The sequence below is a fragment of the Nocardia sp. NPDC002869 genome (assembly GCF_046764065.1).
Taxonomy (GTDB): domain Bacteria; phylum Actinomycetota; class Actinomycetes; order Mycobacteriales; family Mycobacteriaceae; genus Nocardia; species Nocardia rhamnosiphila.
In genome coordinates this window covers 33,485-53,680 of record NZ_JBKOOL010000001.1, presented here as the reverse complement: position 1 = coordinate 53,680, position 20,196 = coordinate 33,485, and the positions used below count along the sequence as shown (strand labels likewise).

Annotated in this window: 1 protein-coding gene (running past both ends of the window); it reads left to right on the top strand. The window is 67.3% G+C overall.

This entire window lies inside a single protein-coding gene on the top strand: locus ACLML9_RS00070, encoding a LuxR C-terminal-related transcriptional regulator (RefSeq protein ID WP_411943502.1). The 53,052-nt coding sequence extends 15,548 nt beyond the window's left edge and 17,308 nt beyond its right edge, so the window shows coding positions 15,549–35,744 — codons 5,183 (partial) to 11,915 (partial); the first complete codon in view begins at window position 2. The start codon and the stop codon both lie outside this window.

Sequence of the window (20,196 nt, the reverse complement as noted above, 5' to 3'; positions counted from 1 at the left end):
CTTCCCGGTAGCCGGACCGGATGCGGTGCAGCAGTTGCGTGATCGGCTCGCCGCGGTGGACGGTACCGATCAGCGGCAGGCCGCCGGACTGCGGAAGCTGATCGAGCTGGCCGAAAACCATGCCCGGCGGCAGCAACAGATCGGCCGGCTGGATCTGCACGCGACGGGCCTCGACGCCTTGGCCGCCGAGTGCCGTGCCGCGAGGAACGAACTCGCCCAGTACACCGCCCGTCGCGACGAGTTGTCCGGAGAAACCGGATCGCAGCGGCCGCTACCGGGTTCCGCCGACCGTGGACCGGCCACGGCGAAGCGATCGGATGAAGTACCCGGTCGTGGCGAAGAGGCGCAGGCCCGGCGAGCAAAGCAACTCGACGCCGCCGCGGCGATCGACACCCGGACCGCCGAGTTCCGCGAACTCGAACAACGACTGCTCGCGGGATTGGCCGAAGCGTCCAGGATCGCCACCGGCGCCGAGCTGTCCGAGGCGCCCGCCGGCACCACCGACGGTATCCGGGTGGTGCGCAACGCCGCGCCGGCCCGCGTCGTCACCACGATCGCCGACGCGGAGGGTATGGCCGGATACCAGCGGCCACACGCACTGGAGGGACTCGACGATCAATGCGGGCGCGCCGCGTTGGCCGCCAACGCGGCACGGACCGGGCGCGATGCCGGGGAGATCGAGCCCGCGGTACCGGGTGAGGGGACGCTGTCCAGCTATATCGAAGCGCGTACGCAGCGGCCCGGCCGGCCGGTCAAGGCACATCACGTGCGCACCATGCGGGCGGCCTTCGACGAGCTGCACTCGTGGGCCACCGCGGCGGAGAGCCGGCAGCCCGGCGCCGGCCACGGCAAATCGATCTTCGTGCTGACCGCGGGCACCGAGGGACTCGGGCATATGGTCGAGCTGGTGTCGGTCGTGGACAACGGCACGATTCGCATCGATTGCTGGGATGCGGGACGTGACAGTATCCAGCAGAATTTCCGCCCCGCAGACGCACCGGCCGGGCAGAAGATGATCGCGCTGTGGGTGGACGAGCACGGTTACTCGCTCGACCCGCCGGAGGAGCTGGTACCGCGGCCGGTGGAACGCGACGAGGACATCGCCGTCGCCACCTCCGAAATCGGGGACGCGGCAGCGCGTGCACGGCAGATAGCGCTGGCATTGGCGCGCGTGGGAATCGACGATATCGAACAGATGGTGCACCGCGACGGCGAGACACCGACGGCACCGGAATCGCGTGCCCGGGGCCGGCGCAATGCCCAGCTGTGGGACTGGGCCGACAACGAGCTACGTGCGGTACTGGAAGAGGAGTATCCCGCGATCCTCGGTGAAGCCGCGGGTATTCCGCGCGCCAAGCGCGGCGAGTTGAACGAGCTCGAGTTGTGGCGTGAGTTCGATGACCTGCGGTCCCGCGACGGCGCTCTCGGCGAGGACGATTATCAGCGGCTGCGGGAACTGGAGACGATCGCGGCCCTGCGCGACGAGGGCAGGGCGCGGGCGAAGCAGATGGGCGTACCTTTCTATCTGCTGTCGTTCCCGCGTGGCACGGGGCTCGGTGGAGCCCCCGGCAGTCTCCTGTTCGCCTACGGCGACGACACCGCGCCCGAGAGTGAGATCTGGCACCCGATCGTTCGCAGCGGTGTTCCGGAGGAATGGACCGAGCTGGTGCGGGCCGGCGCCGACTTCGCCGAGCTCGAGCACCGCCCCGGCCGCCCGGTGACCACGCTCGTGTTGCACTCCTACGGCGACGGAGAATCGCGCAACGCCCGCGAGGCGCGGGCCGGAAACGACCTGGCGGCGTGGGTGGCCGCCGAAGCCGGGGCACGGGAGGTGTGGGCGCCCCACGGCGAATCGCCGCGGGTCGAACTGGTGTGCCGCAGCAATACGAACCGGGGTACGCAGATCTGGCAGGGGGTTACGGACCGTCTCCAGGGCGACGGCCTGGATCTGGCGCAGGTCACCCGAGGCGAAACCGACGACGATATCGTGCGCCGCGCGCAGCACTGGGTCGCGGACCTGCCGGATACACCCGCGCTGCTCACCCGTTCGGTCGCGCCCGCCCAGCATTTCGTCCTCGGTGCGGACCCGCGCACCGCGGACAAGGTAGTGGTCCTGGTGGGGACCGAGGCCACGACGGCGTCGCTGCGGGCGGGTTTGCGCCGAACGGTGGATGTCTACGCGGCAGAACTAGGTGACGAGGGAACGGTCGCCGTGGTGTTGTGGCAGGGCGGCGTGGCGCGGTCGCTGGCCACCGAGCTCGCCGAACTGGCGGTGCATCGGGAGAAGGCCACCGACCCGGAGCGCAGGATCCGGGTCGTCGCCGACCCGCAGGCGCAGGGCCTCATCCAGTCCGTTGCCACCGATGCGCAGCTGAAACCGCACCGGAAGGCCTTCGTAAACCCGCCCCGCACAAAATTTGCGCCGCAAGGTCGGCTGTTCACGCCCACGGGACGCTTCACGGGCTGGACGATGTCGAAGATCTCGGGTTCGTTGCCGACCGGGCAGCCCCGAGACCGGATGGCTCGCGATCCGGCGACGGCGGCGGTCCCGGCAGCTGTCGAGCCCCGGCTGGGGGAGCTGGATACGGCGCGCCGGTTGGCGCGTACGAGGCGAGCAGACGTGCACGACCAACTGAAGGAGGTAGCTGCTCACGAGGACATGCCGGTGGCGGACCTGCCGGCGCGCAGAGGTGAGCTGGTCGACGAGCGAACGTACGCACAGCAGCGCCTGATCGAGAAGACCCTGGAGCACGAGGGGTTCTCGCCGCCCGATGAGCGTGCCTTGCTGCGCATTCATGCCGAGGATGTGCTGGCGCGACCGGACGCACCCACCGATCTTCAGGATGAAGCGGAACGATTCGCCTGGTACTACGACACGATCGAATTGATCGACGCCGTTCCCTATCTCGATGATCGAATCGATCGAATCGATCGGCTGGAGGCCGCTCTCTTCCGCGCCCACGCGCTCGGCGCACACGGTGAACCGGCCGCCGAATATCTCGCCCGGTTGCAGTCGCACCTCTCGAAGCTGGAGCAGGCGGCAATCGCGATATACCGGAACGAGATGGAGCGGACCCGGGAGCACGACGGTCAGCACTCGATCGCCGCGCTGTTGGCCGACCCGCTTCGGCAGTCGCTGGAGGATTCATTCCGTCATGAGCTGGCCGCGGCGCTGAGCGTCGTCGCCGCGAGCCGGGCTCTCGACGGGGCCGCGGCTCCGCCGCTGCTCGGCGACGAGCTGGATGCCCTGGGCGACAGAGATGCCGATCGGCGCCGCGAGCTGCACACGCTGCCCACGATGCGGGACAGTGCCGCCGGATCGCCGTCCCTCACCATTCAGGCCCTGGGATCGAAACGGGAGCAACGCCGCCGGTCCGCCGAAGAACTGGCGGCGCAGATCGGTACGGCACCCGCGCTTCTCACCCCGGCACGGGTCCGCAGGATCGCCGAGGTGCTCGAGCGCCAGCGCGTCCAGGACGCCCGCGCCCGGGCAGCCGCGAAATGCCGGACCCTGGATGTCGAGATCGAGTCGTCGGAAGACGTGCTGGCGGTGACCACGCGGATGCAGGGTATCGATCGCCTGCGCGCGGCACTGTTCCAGGCACAAGCACACCTGTCTGTCCTGGAGGGCCGGCTCGTCGCCGCGCAGGACGAGCACCGGCAACTTCTCGAAGGCTACGAGTTCGGGATCGGCGCCGGTCTCGTCGACACCGAACGGGTGCGTGCGCAGCTGCGCCGGGCGCAGCAGTGGCGGGGCGGCCGATACGAACACGAAGGGTATCTGAAGGTCCGCGCCGCGTTGCACGAGCTGCTCGACCTCGCCGGGCAACGGGAACTGCGGCAATGGCAGATCCGGCGCCTGCAGGACATCGGCTACCGGCTCGACGCACTGGCAGCGGAGCGGACCCGCGTGCTGGACGAACGTGCGGCGGTGGAGGAGCGAATCGAGGCGCAGACCGAGCTGGACTTCGGCTGGCTGAGTGACGACACCGGGCGCGGTGCCCAGTTGCGCAGATCCCAGGCGGGTCAGCGGACAGCGCTGGCCGCGATGATCGGCCCGGATTCGTTGGCCGAGCACGAGCTGACCGCAGCGGATCTGACCGCCGAACAGATTTCGATGGTCACGCTCTCACGCGCCGACCTTTTCGCCGATGCGGTGTTCCACGACCGGGTCACCGAGCTCCGGCGGCTGGAGCAACTGATCGCCGAGGTCGCCGAATCCGACTTGCTCACAGCCCAGCTCGAGCGGATCGATGCGGGACTGGCGAAGGGGCTCGCCGCCGATGTCGACGTCGTGTTCGCGGCGACCGTCGTGCCCGATCGCACCGAGGCCGGCGCCGAACCCGCGATCAGCACTGTCGAACATCTGTGGCAACCCGCGCAGCGAAATTGTTTCGTCCAGTCCGGGCTGGGCGTGTACGAGGCCGCGGGCGGTGCCGCGCCGGCGAAACTACGCGGTCATGTGACCGGTCCCGCCGGAGTCCTCGCCGGGGAGTCGTTCGAGCTGCTCGGCGCCGACCCTCGCGAAGGCGGTTACCGCAACCTCGACGAGGTCGCCGAACATGTGGAACAGACCGGCGACGCGGTACTGGTGGTACTGGGATTCCAGGGTTTCACCGATGCCTCCCGGCCCGGCTCGCACGCGGTCCACGCATTCTGGGACGGCGAGTTCGAGATCCGTGCGGACGGAACCAGGGTTCCGGTGCGCGGCGCCGGTGCAGTAGTGGTGATCGACAACGGTGAGCGCTTCGCGCTCACGGAATGGGCCGCCGAGCAGACGGGGATACGCAGCGTATCCGGTTGGGAGATCATGCAGGGCGGCACACCACGCCGCCCACTCGTCGACGGGAAGTCCCGGGCCGTAGCCGGATTGGATTACGACAATATCGGCATCGCGGGCCGCCGGACATCGCTTGCGGACAACGCCGAGTTGCTGAATCTGGCCGAACAGCTGGGAATCGAGCCACATATGATCAGCCGCGATCGGCTGAATTCGGCTGTGGATATTCTACGAAGCCAGCTGTGGTCGTTGACCGACATCGAGTGGGCGAACGCGGAGGCCGCCGGCCGGCTGCTCGATGTCGTGCCATGGCTCGGGAACCGCATCGCGCTGGGTTGGGCTGTGCAAGAGGAGACGATAGCGCAGAACAACGCCGCCGCAGCACATCTCTCGCCGGAGCAGCGGGAGAAACAACGTCACGAGTTCGAGGCGCGGGCGAAGGTCGAACGAATGAATTCGAACCGTGAGCTGGCGGCACTGCTTGCGGTTCCGCATCTGAGCACCCGGACGGCGCCGGCCGACGTCCATCGGCCGCTGGCGGAATTGTGGCGGTTGAGTGCCCGATTGGGTGATCCACGGCAGGTGACCGGGCTCCTCGAGCGTATCGAGAAGTTCCTCGAAATCGACTCGCGGCGACTATTGCTCGCGGAGGCGATCCATGAACACGATCGCGACGAGGTCGGCCGCTGTCTCGATCTACTCACTGGCGAAGAACGGGCGGTCTGCGACCTGTATTTCGCGCCGGATCAGCCGACTCAGGCCGATATCGCACACCAGCTGGGCGTGGGTGAGGCGACTGTCCACAGCCTGCTGCATCGTGCCGCACGCCGATTGGTCATGAGCATGCCGCAGAGCGTGCTGGACCGATATCCGAGCGCGGGTTCGCTGCGGCGGGTCACCGCACAGGATGTTGCCCGGCTGTCCGGGAAGAGCCAGACGACCGTGCGGCGGGTACTCAGCGGGCGCTACCCCGGCCCGGAAGTGCAGCAGATCGCCAACCGGCTCGGCCTGACCCGCCGTCGTCCCGGTGTGGTCGTCGACCTCACCGGAGTCGCCGACGATACGACGAATTCACCGATCCCGGTCGTCCGTGACGATGAGAGTCCGGCGCAGGCCACCGGCCGGGGCCGGAGCCGCGCCACCGATCGGGCAGACCTCGAACTGGTGCGTTCGGTATGGAAGAACGACCACCAGTTGGTACGCGCCGAACTGAAACCGTTCGATCGCGCGTGCTTCGACCTGTTCGCCGAAGGGCTCACGCCGCCTGCCATCGCGGCCGCGAAGGGAGTCCATCGCGGCACGGTCAATCGTGCGCTCACCCGAGTCGTGCGAGCGGTCGCCCCGGATCTCCCGGCGGGGCTGCGGGGCGACTACGCCGCACGCGGTGTATTGCGGCCGGTGACAGTCGTCGAGGTCGCACAGCGGGCGGGTGTCAGCGCGGAAACCGTGTACCGAGTCCTGCGCGGCGACACCGCGACGATGCTGAGCGATGAAACGGAGCAACGAGTCCGCCGGGCGATTGCCGACACCGGCTTCACCCCGAGGACAGATACCACCGGTCGTGGGTCTCAGCTCGATCCGGCGATCGCCGTCGACCGGCCCGGCGGGAAAACGCAGACGCCGCCGCTCCGAGACGGCGGGGGCGCCGACGGCGCGGGCTTCGGTCGTGTCGATGCGTTCCAGGAGTCGTTCGATCCCCGGGAAACCCTCGATGTGCGGCCGGGTCGGCGACGAGTATCGGGGCCGAGCTATGGCCCGGAGGTCTTCTTCGTTCGTGATCCGAGAATCGGCCGAGGTCTCGGTGCGCGCGCGGACGAGGCGGCTCCGGGCGGTGCACGCCGCGTGTTACGAAGACTCCTCGGGAAAAAGGACCCCGACCCGCCGAATGTCCTGCGGTCGGCCACCCTGCCTGAGTCGCTGGTAATCCTGCGACGCAACGCCGCGGCGGAAGCGCGGCAGCTACGGGCTCGGCTGCGGTATGCCCTGCCCGAGGGGCACAATGCCGGCGATCTGCTCCAGCCCGGCCCGGCGCGGGACGCTGCCGAAGGTGAACTCTCTCGTGTACGCGAGCGGTTCGCCGCGCTACTGGGTATCGCGCCGAACGACCTGCGACGCGATACCCGGGTCGATGAGGAGCGGGCGGACCTGCGTGCCCGGGCGCCCCGGTCGCCGTCGCAGCCGATCAGTTCGGAACTCTCGGAACTTCTCGCGGCGGAGGCCCAATTCTTGCGGCACTACGTCCCGATGCGAATGGTCGACGACCTGCGCCGTCTCCTGGGATGGTGCGCGACCGTAGACGCGTTGGAAGACGCACTGTACGACGCGCATTCGCGAGCCGAGCAGGGCGCTGGGTCCGTCGACGAGCTCCGTCGGCTGGCCGAGCAGCTTGCCCGGATCGCTGCTCTTGCCGAGGAAAAGGAAGCCCTTCGGACACACCGGCTGCTACCGGGTCCCGTGCGCAGCGTGTACGGCGGGTTCATCGCTGATCCACAACAGTACGGTTACCACCCGGACGAGCCAGGCCAGCCACGGATGGGACCGCGGACCATCGCGAGGCTGCGCGACCTCAGCGCCTTGACCCGCGACGCGCTCGGGTCGAGCACCGACAAATCGGAGAAGTCGAAGCTGCGAGGCCGAGCCGATACCTACGGGGTACTGCTCTCCTGGGCGGACCGGATCGCCGAACGTGACACCGAGCTGGACACACTGGACGACGAACTGATCCGGGCAATCGAGGACACCGGTGTCCGGCAGGCCGGTTCCCGGACCGCGCTGAGCGGTAGAACAGCCGAATACGCGGCAAACGCCGCAGCATCCGAAGCGGAGCTGCGACGGAAACTGGCCGAGGCCGGCCGTGGAGCCGATCAGGCCCGCGTTACCGAGGATTCGCTACGACGGGAACTCCTCGAGGCGCAGGAGCAGGTCCGCGCGATCGAGGCGGTCCAGGCGGGATTGCGCCGATCGTATTCGGCACGGGCCGTGGCCGCGCATCGATTCGATGACCGCCGTGCGGCGTATCTGGCGGAATTCGGCGACGACGAATTCGCTTTGCTGTCGGCGCCGGAGGATCTGCGCTGGTTGCAGGAGCAGTACGCCGCGGAGCCGGCGGACGGTCCACGGCGCACCGCACTGGGTGATCTGCTCGCGCTCGCGACGGAATATCAGCGCCGGGCTTCGGAAGTGCAATCGGTCGACGCGCGAATGGGCCGAATCGAGATCCTGCTCGAAGAATCGGAGCGGGTCCGCGCCCGGCGAGAACGAGCTCGCGACGAGGTACAGAATTCGGCCCGGTCCGTCGGCGTCGTCCTGAACGGAACCGAATCCGACGCCGACCTGCTCGGCAGGGTGCGCGACGGCTTCGCGGAACGGCAGCAGCTGCTGCTGAACGCGCTCGATCCGGAACGCGTACGGGCGCTCGGGATCAACCACTTCACCGATCTGACCCCGGAACTCCTGCAGCAGCTCACCCGCGAATCGGCCGCGGAAATCCAGTGGGCCGGCGAGCTGTTGCAGTACGACAGCCTGGTCCGGGCGGCAGCCACCGTAGCACTGTGCACCGAGGAGCTCGCGCGGATCGAGCGCGTTGTGCAGGACGGCTTCGCCCGGCTGATCACGGACGTCGTCGTCCTCGAGGACAGGGACGCCGTCGCCGGATATCGCAGCCCGGATACCTCGGAACCGTTGCCCCTGAAGGGCGAGTGCGCTCCCTACGCGGTCGAAGCGCACGAGACGGCCAACCGCCGGACTCGAGGCGAGCAACAGCCGCGGCGACCGACGGTGCCGAGGCAGTTCTCCTTGACCGGCGACGACCCCGCCGATGTGGCCGCAGCGCTCCGGGGGAACTGGCGTCCCGGTGGCTATCGCGACCTCGCCGAGCCGATCGACACTATTATCGAGACGCACGAGCAGGGTGTGTCGATGACCGTGACCGTCGGGATCGATTACACCCGCGGTCGCGGTGCCCATGCGGCCACTGTTACCTGGGATCCGGACCTCGACATGATCGTGGTCCACGAGCGGCTCGACGGCCGGGAACTCACCCACCGTGGCGAAGCTGCCGCGCGGCGATGGGCCGCACGGCAGCAGGTCGATGCCGAACGTGTCTTCGGCATCGAATCAGTGGACGGCCGACCGAGACTCCCGCTCGGCGTGGGCGAGCGACCGGTCGGCGTTCCCGGAAGCGATATGCCCCGTCAGCTCCTGCGGGGTGCGCCGGAGGAAAGCGGGGACATTGCGGGTACACCGTCCGGACCACGCGGCGACCGCGGACCCGGCGAGGACGATGGGGCGTCCATTGCCGAGCAGGTACGCGCAACTCGGCGGGAGCTGGACGAGGCGGTCCAGATGCTCGGACAAACGCACAACCCTGAAACCGCGTCCTGGTCGGAGAGTGTGTGGAACCGGATTCTGGCCGAGCAGGAATCGGCGGTAGCGGCGGATCGTGCGGCGCTGGCGACCGAAGTCGGTGTGTCGCCGGAAGAGTTGGACCAGGTGCGGTTCCTGGTTCCACTCGGGCACCATCACCTGCTGCTCACGCGCCGAGCCGACATCCTGACCCGGGAACGTGCCCTCGCCCGGCTGCCCGAGATACTGCGCCGCGGTCGCGTCGCGGAGGCGGCGGCCGTGCGGCACAACGACGGTATGGAAGCGCAGGCATGCGCTGCGGCTATCGCGGCGATACTGCGGACGCGGCCGGACGGCGAGCAGTTCGACGGTCACGACATCGTGCGAATGGGGGACGGGCGACTGGTCGTGGTCGCTGTCGAGGGCAGACATCAACGGGCCGTGGACCGGTTGCAGGCACAGTGGCGCGAGGCCGAAAGCGGGCTCGCCGCGGATCCGATCCGCCTCGAAGATCGGCATCACATCGAATTTGTGACCGTCCCCCGCCCCTCCGTAATCATCGACCTCGATACCACCACAACCGAATCTCGGGGTATCGAGGATCTGGGTGCGGCCGCGCAGCGGGTTTCCCACCTCTTGAAACATTGGATCGATATGAAATTCCAGGTCGGGCGAACCTGGGAGAAATTCGACAATGACCTGGACGCTGAGAAACGAGCGGAGAAGTACCTTGCGGAGGTAGCCCGCGAGTGGGACGCACTGGCCCGGCAATTGCGGGTCGATCCGGCCGAGCTCGGCGACGTTCCACTGGATATTCTCGGAAAACAACTGGACAGTATTCATCCCCTGTCCGATCTGAGGTCGATGCTCGACCGTATCGAGAAACGGCGCACGGAATTGCGTGCCCAGGATGAACAAATTCTCGACATGTACAGGTCCTATTCCGAGTACTGCCGAGAATTGGCCCGGGTCGACGACGAGGCTTCCCGCCGGGCGATCCAGGAACTGCTTCCGAGGTACCCGGGCGGCACAGCCGTAAGCGACCATGTGATCCATGTACCGGGCACCGGGTCCGAACGGGACCAGCTGATCGTTGTCGCGGTGCGCCATCGCTACGATGCGGCGCTTGTTCGGCTTGCCGTCGACCGGCCCGAATTCGGACGGGTGGCCACCCCTGCCGCGGCAAGGCACTACCGGATCACCGAGCTGGCCGCGGAGGTGCGGCCGGACGGAACGCTGGACATCACCGAAAACCGGTCCATTGTCGAGCACCCCCATCCCAGTCGGTTCGAATTCGAGGCGGCGCTGCTCGAGGCGTACCTCACCTACACCTCGCGCGGCCTGCTGAAGGGCATCGGTTTCCGTCAATGGTTGAAGCCGTTGGGCAGACTCGGTCCGGTCATCCCCCGGTTCACCACGCTCTTCGACCCGGCGCTCGAACCGACAGAGAAATCGATGGAGCGCAACAAGCCGCTCGATGACTCCTCGGAGCTGGCGAAACTCGGCCTTCGCCTGACCGAGTCGAACGTTCCTACCGAGCCCTTCGGCCCGGAGGAAGTCGTGCGCAAGCTGTTCGCCGGGGAGATCCGACCTGCCGTGTACAGGTCCGATTCGGCTGGGCACTACGGGAAGACCATCGGCATCGATATCGCCGGTATCCGGCTCCGGCTGTGGGCTCGGCCCGACAGCGAAGGTGGCTATCGGGTCACGTCGCCGTTGGATCGCGGAAAGTCCTCCAATCCGGACGATGTGCTGGCCCACTGGTTCCAGGGGACGCGAGCCGAGTCCGTGAAGGCGCTGGGACGCAAGGTCGCCGCGGCGTTGAGGAAGGGTGACATTCCGGTCCCCGACGGCACGGCCGACTTCAGTACTCCGGTACAGGCCGCACCGGCCGCCGGCGCGAAGCGGAATACGCTGTCCGCAGCCGACGAAGCCTTGATCGACTCCGCGAGGGATACGGTCTGGGCGCCGGAGTGGAAAGGGTGGCGACTCGATCCCACCGTACGCGCAGGACATGTACGGCACACCGTGCAGAAGCGTATCGATGCCGCTTTCGCACGTGCGGACGAATTGCGTGACGATATCACTCGATGGTGCCGTGATATCGGTATAGACGTCACCGGAAAGGAGATCGCTGAGATATCCCAGGCGCTGCGGGCAGCGTCATCGGAAGGAATCAGCGGTTCGGTGACGGCCGAAGTCGCCCGTCGAACAGAGGTACTGCTCGAAGACCTCGGAAGGGCGGAAGAGCGCTGCGCGGGCATCCTCGAAGAGGCGTCGGTGGTAGCGGCCCGCGATGTCCTCGTTGCCGACAACGCCATGTTGTTCGACGAAGGCTCCGGCTTCATCGCGGCCGCGAACGGCCGACCGTCTCGGATTGTGATCACCGCTCCGAAAGCCCAGCTGCCCGGCCGGGTGGAAGAAACATCGAAACTGCACCCCGCGCAACTGCGTGCCCTGGGAGTGGATATCGAAATCGGGTACGTACAGGTCTTGGTGGATCGACACGGGCGCATCTCGCAGCAGCCGTTCGAACCGGACTTCTCGCCCGAGCGTGACCCCGCAACCGAGTACTGGCGCGCGCGCCCCGACCGGCTGGCGGCTCTCGCGGATGGCCGGACGTTCGCCGAAGAAGTGGCCGACGTACTCATCGTCGAGCAGGAACGCGCACCCGATACATACGGGATGATGATGCGGCCCGCTCCGCAGGATGCCCGCCTGGTCCTGGTCGAGGCCGACCCGGACGAGGTGAACGCGGCAGAAGCCGAAACCCTGGTCGCGGCGGCGTGTGGGGTCGAGCCCGCGGAATTTCATCGCGTCTCCGAGCGCAGCTACTATCGGCGGAAACGCGAGGAACCCACCGACACCGACCTCACGGACAGCGCTGCCCGGGATGCTTACCACCATTCGTCGAGCGGTAAGAGACTCGGCATGTTCGAGGCGGTGGCCGCCATCCCCGCGCACTCGCCGGCCTGGCGGGTCACCGATACAGGGGAAGTGCTCGGCACCGACCCCCGGGTGAGCGAGGCGTCCGGTCCCGATATCGGTCCGCAGTTGTCCGAGCACTTCGTCCGCCGCGCGGCCGACGGCTCCGAAGTCTGGGTCGATCACGATGTGCCGCGATCACGGATCCAGGCGATACAGCAGCGAATCATACAGGCGGAAGCGGAGTTCCAACGCCTGGGTATGGAAGAGAAATACCGTTCGTACCTGGAGCGTTTGGCCGAGTTGGAGCGGCATGCACCCGATGACGGTACCGACCTGTCGTCCAACGGCGCGTCAGCGGATTCGGGAGCCCAACGGGTGCCGCACGGCGAACGAGGACACCGAAACGACTGTGTACAAGTAGCTTTCGGCAATTTCGTGCAGGTGCTGGGCCGCGATGATCTGGTGGATCTATCCGGTGTCGCCTCGGTGGGCGCCGAAGGGGTTTCGGGGCAGCGGATCGTCGAGGCGTTGCGCGGCCACCGCCCGGCGGGTTTCGCGGATCGGGCGGCTGTCGCGCAGGCGGTGGCCGACGGCGGTCCGAACGCGACAGCGGTGTTGTTGGAGGAATACGACGGTTCCGGGATGGGTCATGCGGTGGCGCTGGCGAATCGGAACGGCCGGGTTGTGGTGCTGGACGGCGACGCGGTGGTGGATTTCCACGAATGGGATGCCGGCCATGTCGCGCCGAGCCGGGTGTGGGCGGTCGTGGCCGCCGAGGGCCGGATCGTGCCCGACGCAGGCGATCGAGAACTCGCGCCGCTGCCGCTGGAGTCGATGTTCGGCCGGGACCCGGGTTCCGGTGATGTCGCCGGGGTGGGAGCGAGGTACGGCCCCGGCGCAGCTCTTCTCGGTGAGACACCCGGGGGTGCCGCAGCACAAGATTTCGATACCTACCTGCTGAGAATGGCCGGGCTGGTGGCGGAAGCGCAGCCGCAGGGGAAGACGGGTGTTCCGGACGAGCGGAAGGCAGCAGCGTCAGAGGCAGACGGACGCGCCGGTAGTAAGGGGGCCGGCGCAGCGCGGCAAGAATCACCCCGCAGCGAGAACCAGACCTTGTTGCTGGTGGAAGCGGTCGCGGCCCGGGAATCGCAGCTGTTGGAGCAATGCCGGATTTCGCTGGAGCGGATTGCCAAGCCGATGGATATGGAGGTGTTCGACCGCTACTTCCTGCGTGGTCAGCCGGTCGATCAGGTGGCCTCGGCGTTGCGGCGAAGCGAGACCACGGTCGGCCGGGTCCGCGATCGGTTGGCGCGTCTGGTCGTCGAACTCTTGCCCGCCGATCTTCCGGACCGATACACGGCCGGTGGTGTACTGCGCCGGACCACCCAAGACCATGTGGCCCGCGAAGCCGGTGTGACACGGCCGATCGTCGCGAGGATACTCGGCGACAAGGAAACTGCGGCCGATCGTGGGACGCGCGACAGAGTACTGGCCGCGGCGCGGAAGCTGGGATACCAGCCGGTTCGCTCCGGGGTGATTCTCGAATCCACCGGCGTCCGGACCGGCTCACCTGCCACACCGGTCCCAGTGGTGGGTGAGTCGCAGCAGGCCGTCGTGGCGGCGAGGCGGCGGCGCAGTGCCGCGCTACCGGTGGTGCACGCGGCATCGCGCACCCGGCTGCAGCAGGTCATTCCGAAACTTCCGGAAACGGATCGGGAAGTCGCCACCAGGCTGTTCGTGGAGAACTGGCCGGTGCGCGAACTGGCCGAACTGCTGGGCCGATCCCCGGGCTCGGTCGCTGAGCACCGGTACCGGATCGCGGTCCGGCTGGCTGCCTTGCTCACCGGCGGAGAACTGCGTTTCGGTACCGAAGCAGTGGCAGTGATTCGGGAGATCGTGACCGTATGCCCCGAGACGCTGGAACCGCTGACGTCACAACTGTCCGCGCCGATGCGCGATAGGTACACGCGGTACTTCGTGGACCGGCATGATGCCAGGGCAACAGCGGCATCGGAAGAGGGCGGCAACGAAGCGGCGGTAGACCAATGGGCGCGTACGCTGGCCGAGGAATGGGCGGGCAGGCTTCCGGCCGAGCTCGTCCGGAATCCGGCGCGGGTGGGGCCGAAGTGGCGCGCGCTCCCGTGGGAGCGGTTGCGCGAGGTGGCGCGGGCCCGGATAGCGGATTCGGGAGTAACCGAATCGCTGGTGTCGATGCTGACCGCCGAGGCGGTGGGGCGCGCGCAGCGCGGTGTCGCAGCGCTGGCCGACGATGCCGATAGCGAACACTGGATTTCCGTGCTGGCCGACGACGTGGTCCGGGACGCGCTGCGGTTCGCGGAACACGATCGCTTCCGGCGGGCCCTGCAGCGGAGGGCCGATCCAGTGGACCGAGAAGTATTGGCACGTGCCAACGACCTCGAGTTCCGCCGGGCATTCGCCGAGCTTCCCGACCACTGGCAGGAATCGGTCACCGCCCGGTACGCGGTCGAGGCGGCGGCGCAGCCGGGTGGACGAACAGCAGACGGGCCGAGCCGGACGTCCGCCGACGTCACCACCGGTGCCGTGCTCCGGCGGCTGGTCGTCGCGCTCGGCGGCTCGGAGGCGATCGCGCCGCGTCTGGTGGCCGAAGCGGCGACCCGGGATCGGGCGCTGCTGGCGGATCATGCGTCTCGACTGCTGTCCGAGGCCGAGTACGACCTCTTCGAGCAGCACATCCTCGCGCCCGGAACCCGAGCCCCGGATGGTGGGCAGGACACCGCTGTGCAGCGGATGAGTGTGCGGATCGCCCGTGAGCTCGCTCCCCGGCTGCTGTCGGATTATCTGCGCGCGGGAGTCTTCGACGAGGCCGTTCCGGTGGCACCCCATGGTCCGGCGCCGCGCGAGGCCGGCCTTCGAAACGAGATCTGTGCCCGTCGTATGGTGCGGGTGCTGCGCGCACTCGGCCTCGCACCCGACCTCGACCTGGACGAGAACAACCCGGCATGGGATGCCGTGGACAACTGGCGAATCGTCGAAGACAAGGTCGCCGCCGACCTCGTCGATATCACTTCACTACCCATCACAGATCACCCCCGCCACCGGGACGACCCCGAAGATCCCCTCACCGCCCAGGTCGCCGCCACCCTGCGCGCCAGCGGCAGGGACGGCGACTCCGCCGTGATCGTGGCCGACGGCCACGGCTGGCTGCTCACCATGATTGCCGGTGACCTGTACGTCCATGACACTGCTATCGATACCCCCATGCCGGGTACCGCTCCACGAATCCGTCTGTATCACAGCGAGTACTGGACGCCCGAGAACAACCACACGCACCTCGTAGACGACAAGGGGCAGATAGCCGAGGGCAAGGCATTCGTCGCCTACTTGACCGAGATCGACGGCAGTCTCATCGCTCTGAACGCCCGAGACCCCGGCCACGAGAACGCAGCGCACCCACCGGAAAGGATCGAAGGCCTCCGCCGGCTGTGGACGAGTCGATGGCCGGGGCGCGCCGAGGATTTGCGCGATCTCACGATACTGGCCGACGAACTCGCCAAGAACCGGTGGCTCGTGGGCAAACTCAACGCGGCCCTGGAAGCGAACGAACGGTGGGCGGACGAGTTTCGTGCCCACATCGACTCGCTGCCCGAAGCGGGTCGGGGAGAGGATCTGGTACGCGTCGAGCGGTGGATTGCGGAGCTGACGGAGGTCGAAGGCCGGATTCGCCGGCTGGTGGCCGGCTCCGCACGGCATGTTGTCGACGGCGAAGTGGTGGGTTGGGACGACGGCCTTCGGCTGAGCGCGGTGCTGGGAAAGGAAGCCGAAGAGCGTATCCGGTGCCTGCGAGCGTGGAGAGACTATTCGCTGGCGAGCTTCACCCCGCGGAAGGTCGATTGGCTCGAGGGTTACTGCAACCTCGGGCAGCACCCGAACCGGGCGTTGGCCTGTGCGACCGAATGGATGCTCGACGCGAACCTCGGCGATATCGCCGCTCCTTTCGGCACGATCACCAAGGCCCGCGCGGCGAGGACCGATCTGCCGCCGGTGCTCGAGCTCTGGCATCCGCTCGACCGGTATCCTCAGCCAGATCCGCAGCGCGCCCTGCATCCGGTGAAAGACACCGTGTACGTGTGGTCGTGGTTCTACAACCGGGTGTTCTGGACGTCGGGGCCCACGGTGCAGCTGCGCACCGCGTCGCTGCCGGACGGTGTCGTGGTGAGTGGTCGGTGGATCCACAAGGAGCAGTACGTTCTGGTTGTCGACGAGAAGGCGAGCCGGGATCAGATCCGCACCGAACTGGACAAGCACATGCGCTGGCTCATCGGTGAGGGGTACGTGCCTCGGTTGCCGCCACCGGGCAATACAGTTCGCAGCAACCTGATCACCGCCGGTGCGGAGAACGCCGGCTACCTGGTGGGTGCCGGAGCGTCGGCTGCCCTCGATCTCGGACTCATGCCATGGCCGGTGATCGGTTTGGTGGCAGGTAGTGCGGTGCGTCGTGGCGGTGGGATGATCATGGACTACTGGACGGCCAATCGGAAAACACAGCGCGCAATGTTGGCCGAACTCTACGAAGCCGCGACAGCGGGTGGAATGGCGCCGCCCGGGTCGAAGATCATCGGTGACCAGTACCGGACTGCGCGAATGCTGGGCTCGGTTGCGGAAGCACTCGGCGGCAGGCCATTGAAGTACAGCCCGCCCGAGGAAATGCTGCGGCTCTCGGAGCAGCAGCAGGCCGAACTCGGGCAACGGGCGGAGCGCTTGATGCGTATGTTCCGGCAGGGCGTGGAAGAAGGCACGTGGACACTGCTGGTGCCGAAGTCGATGGCGCAGAACAAGTGGGTGAACGTCCATATGCAGCCGTTGCGGGGCACCTCGATGCCGGAGGCGGACGGCAGATTCTGCTTTCCGTTGGTCGGTAACGAGTTCTTGGCGAAGGTGACGGCGTACTACAAACTCGCGGTCGGCGACGAGGTGCCGAAGAGCCACGTCAAATTCCGCAACACGGGGCGGCTCGATGAGTTCGACCTCACTATAGTGTTGTCACCGAATCTCTATTACGCCACCGACGAACAACTGGCGCTGACGTTCTTCGATCTCTTGGCCAGATCGATGGCTACGGTGGGTAGCGCGTATGCCGATATGACCGGGTGGAAAACTCGGGCGAAGCAACCGGCGATCGTCAATGGTGTCCTCTATGCCCCGATCACCCTGGGGTTGGCAGGCCTGCTCGGTGTCGAATCGCTGGCATTGCCCATGATCCTGGGGCGGGCCGGCGGTGAATTCGGAGCGATCCCCGCTGCCCTACGAGTGGAATCGGCGCAGGCACACCATCAGAAGAACGCCTTCTACGACATGCAGGAGCGGCTGGATTACCTCACCTCCACTGGGCTGGGAGCCGCACTGGCCCGGAAGTCCCTCGAGCTGAACCGGGTTCAGCGTGCGCAACAGCAGCAGGCTGTCGAGATCCTGGGTGTACCATCCGACGCCGAGTCCGCGGATATGCTCGCCCCCGGGGTGCATGTGCTCACCACGGTGGGCCGTGCCGTCCAGGAATGGGCCGACCAGCACGACGAGATCGACGATGTCAGGGTCGAGATTCTCAGTGAGACGGGGATGACCGAGGTCTGCGGTGTCGAGCTGAAGCAGGTGGCGGGCGGCGCCGACGATGTGCGGCTGGTGACCCTCCGCACAACCTTGCGGGACGGACGTCGGTTGGTCCTGTATGCCGCGGTGTATGTCAACCCCGACAGCGATTACGTCATGCCGCTGGTGTCCTTCGCGGGCGCCGGCTACCATCGCGGCCTGTCGTCGACCCGGGGTATGCGGTGGGAGCAGCACCGGGAACGCCTCATCGATATTCTGCTGCCCGCACAGTGGCGAGGACAATTGCCCGGGGACGACCTGGCGATACTGCTCCGCACCCTGGACGATCTGCTCGCTCGCGAGCGGATGATGTACGGGGTTCCGGTCGGGCAGCTGATCAAACGGGGATTGCTGCGGGCTCTCGGTCAGGATATCGCGCCTGGGCTTCTCGCCTTTTTCGGTGGCGATCCCGCGGTCGCTCTCCGCGAGCTCACCAACGGGGGGATCACCGTGAGCAACGATGGTCTCGATGTGATCCTCAATGCGGAGGAGGAGCAGCGCGTCCTGAACAGCCGGGTGATGGCCTTTCCGCCGGGGCCCACCGCACGCACGTTCGCGGATGACTGGGAACGCTCGCTGCTGCAAACCCACGACAGTATCCGCGGGGCCGCGACACGGCTGCACCAGTATGCCGAGGCGCGTCCGGACGAGCCGCGGTTGCGAGAGCTCGCCGACAAGTGGGCGGCCCGCGCCGCGACGGTCGCCCGCCGGCCGTGGGAACAGGTCGAGGATGCACTGGCTGTGCTCGAGCAGGCGGTGGGCGACGACGAGTACGCCATAGAAATGATCCGGCTCGGCACGGCCGGTGTCGTCCAGGTGAATACCGCGCGCCGCGGAAAACAGCCGCCCCGGCGGGAGATCCTGGAGGTTCTGCCGGGGATCCCGGGCGAGGGAACCTTCATGAGACCGAACCCGGACCAATACGCCGATGTGGGAACCTGCATCGTGTACGACCCCACCGATCCACATACATTGCGCCAGTTGTTCACCAGCTGGTTCGCGGAATGGCACGGTTCTCCTCTCCCTGAGATTTCCGTGCGCGCGCGTGGACCCGGTGTGGGGGTGGCGGAGGGCGGTGCCCTGGCGAACCGGGGGCCCGCGAGCCGCACCGACGGTGGATCCGGCGTCGGGGATTTGACATATCTGGCCGCCGGGGGCATCAACGGCCTGGGTCAGGCCTGGGTGGACCGTCAGTTCGCCGATAAGGAAACGCAGGCCGATCGGTTGTTCCAGGCGCTGATGCACCGTGACATCGTGACGCCCACCAAATCTCTCGAACAGATCGTGGACTGGTTCAGAAGGGCGAAGGAGACCCAGTTCCGGGAGCTGGTGGCAGACGTTGTCGCCGGTGCCGAGTTGGCCGGCGTCGTATCCGAAGACATGCGGGCCGTGGTCGATGGTTTTCGGCGGGCCCCGGGCGAAGATCCCGATCGGCGGGGTGAACAACGTTGGCCGCGTGGTATCCAGAACCCGGGTACGGTCGACCCGTCTCTTCGGCCGCGACCCGAGTTGTTTCCAGGCCGCGATTCTTGGCAGGCACAAGTGTTCGGGTTCGCCGAGCACGGCGCGGAAGCACTGGCCCGGCAATTGGGGATTTCGGCCGAGGAAGTGTCCACGATGCTCGGTGAAGCAATGGCGCGGACCAAGCTGCTCACCGACCAAGAGGTGGATCACACAGAACCGAAGCAGGAGGATCCTGCGGTCCCGTTGTCCGAGGAACAGCGCTTGGCACCGCACGTGGGTGAATCCGTTGTCGACTGGTCGACGACGACGATCTGGCTGGCGCCGCAGCGGACCGACCGTATGGCGGCAGCCTGGTTGCGGCAGGTACTGCGCCTGCGGCGCGGCTCTCCGGTGGAGGAGATGGCGCGGACCGGCGATTCGGCTTCGGCGGCGGCGGTGCGGCGGGAACAGGAGATCACCGAGCAGCTTCGGCCCTGGCTGGGCTGCGTCTTGGACCTGTTCGGCGACGAAGGGGCACAGTCCATCCGGGCCGGTTTCCAGGAGCCGTCCGGTCCCGATCGGGCGGAGCAGATCCTGGAGCGGTTCCGTGAACTCGAGAAGTATGCCGCCCGGTTCGAGCTGGATATGACGGCCGGCCGCCCGCCGGTGGAGTTGGACCTGCGGACGAGTGAAATTCCCCCACGGCAGGAGGACCAGATCGGGACAGTATCCGCCGCGGCTCGGCAGGATGGAGGGCACCATGGTCCGGCGCTGCGCGATGGTGCCCCTCGCAACGAGATCTGCGCGCGTCGCCTCGTTCGCGTCCTGCAGGCGCTCGGCAACGCCTCCGAGCTCGATCTGGACGAGAACAATCCCGCCTGGCACGCCACCGACAACTGGCGAATCCTGGAGGACAAGATCGTCGCCGACCTCGTCGATCTGAATTCGCTACCCGTCACGGATCACCCCCCGCATCCCGATGATCCGGACGATCCCCTGGCCCAGGTCGCCGCCACTCTGCGCGCAAGCGGCAAGGACGGCGACACCGCGGTGGTCGTGGTGGACGACGGGGACAC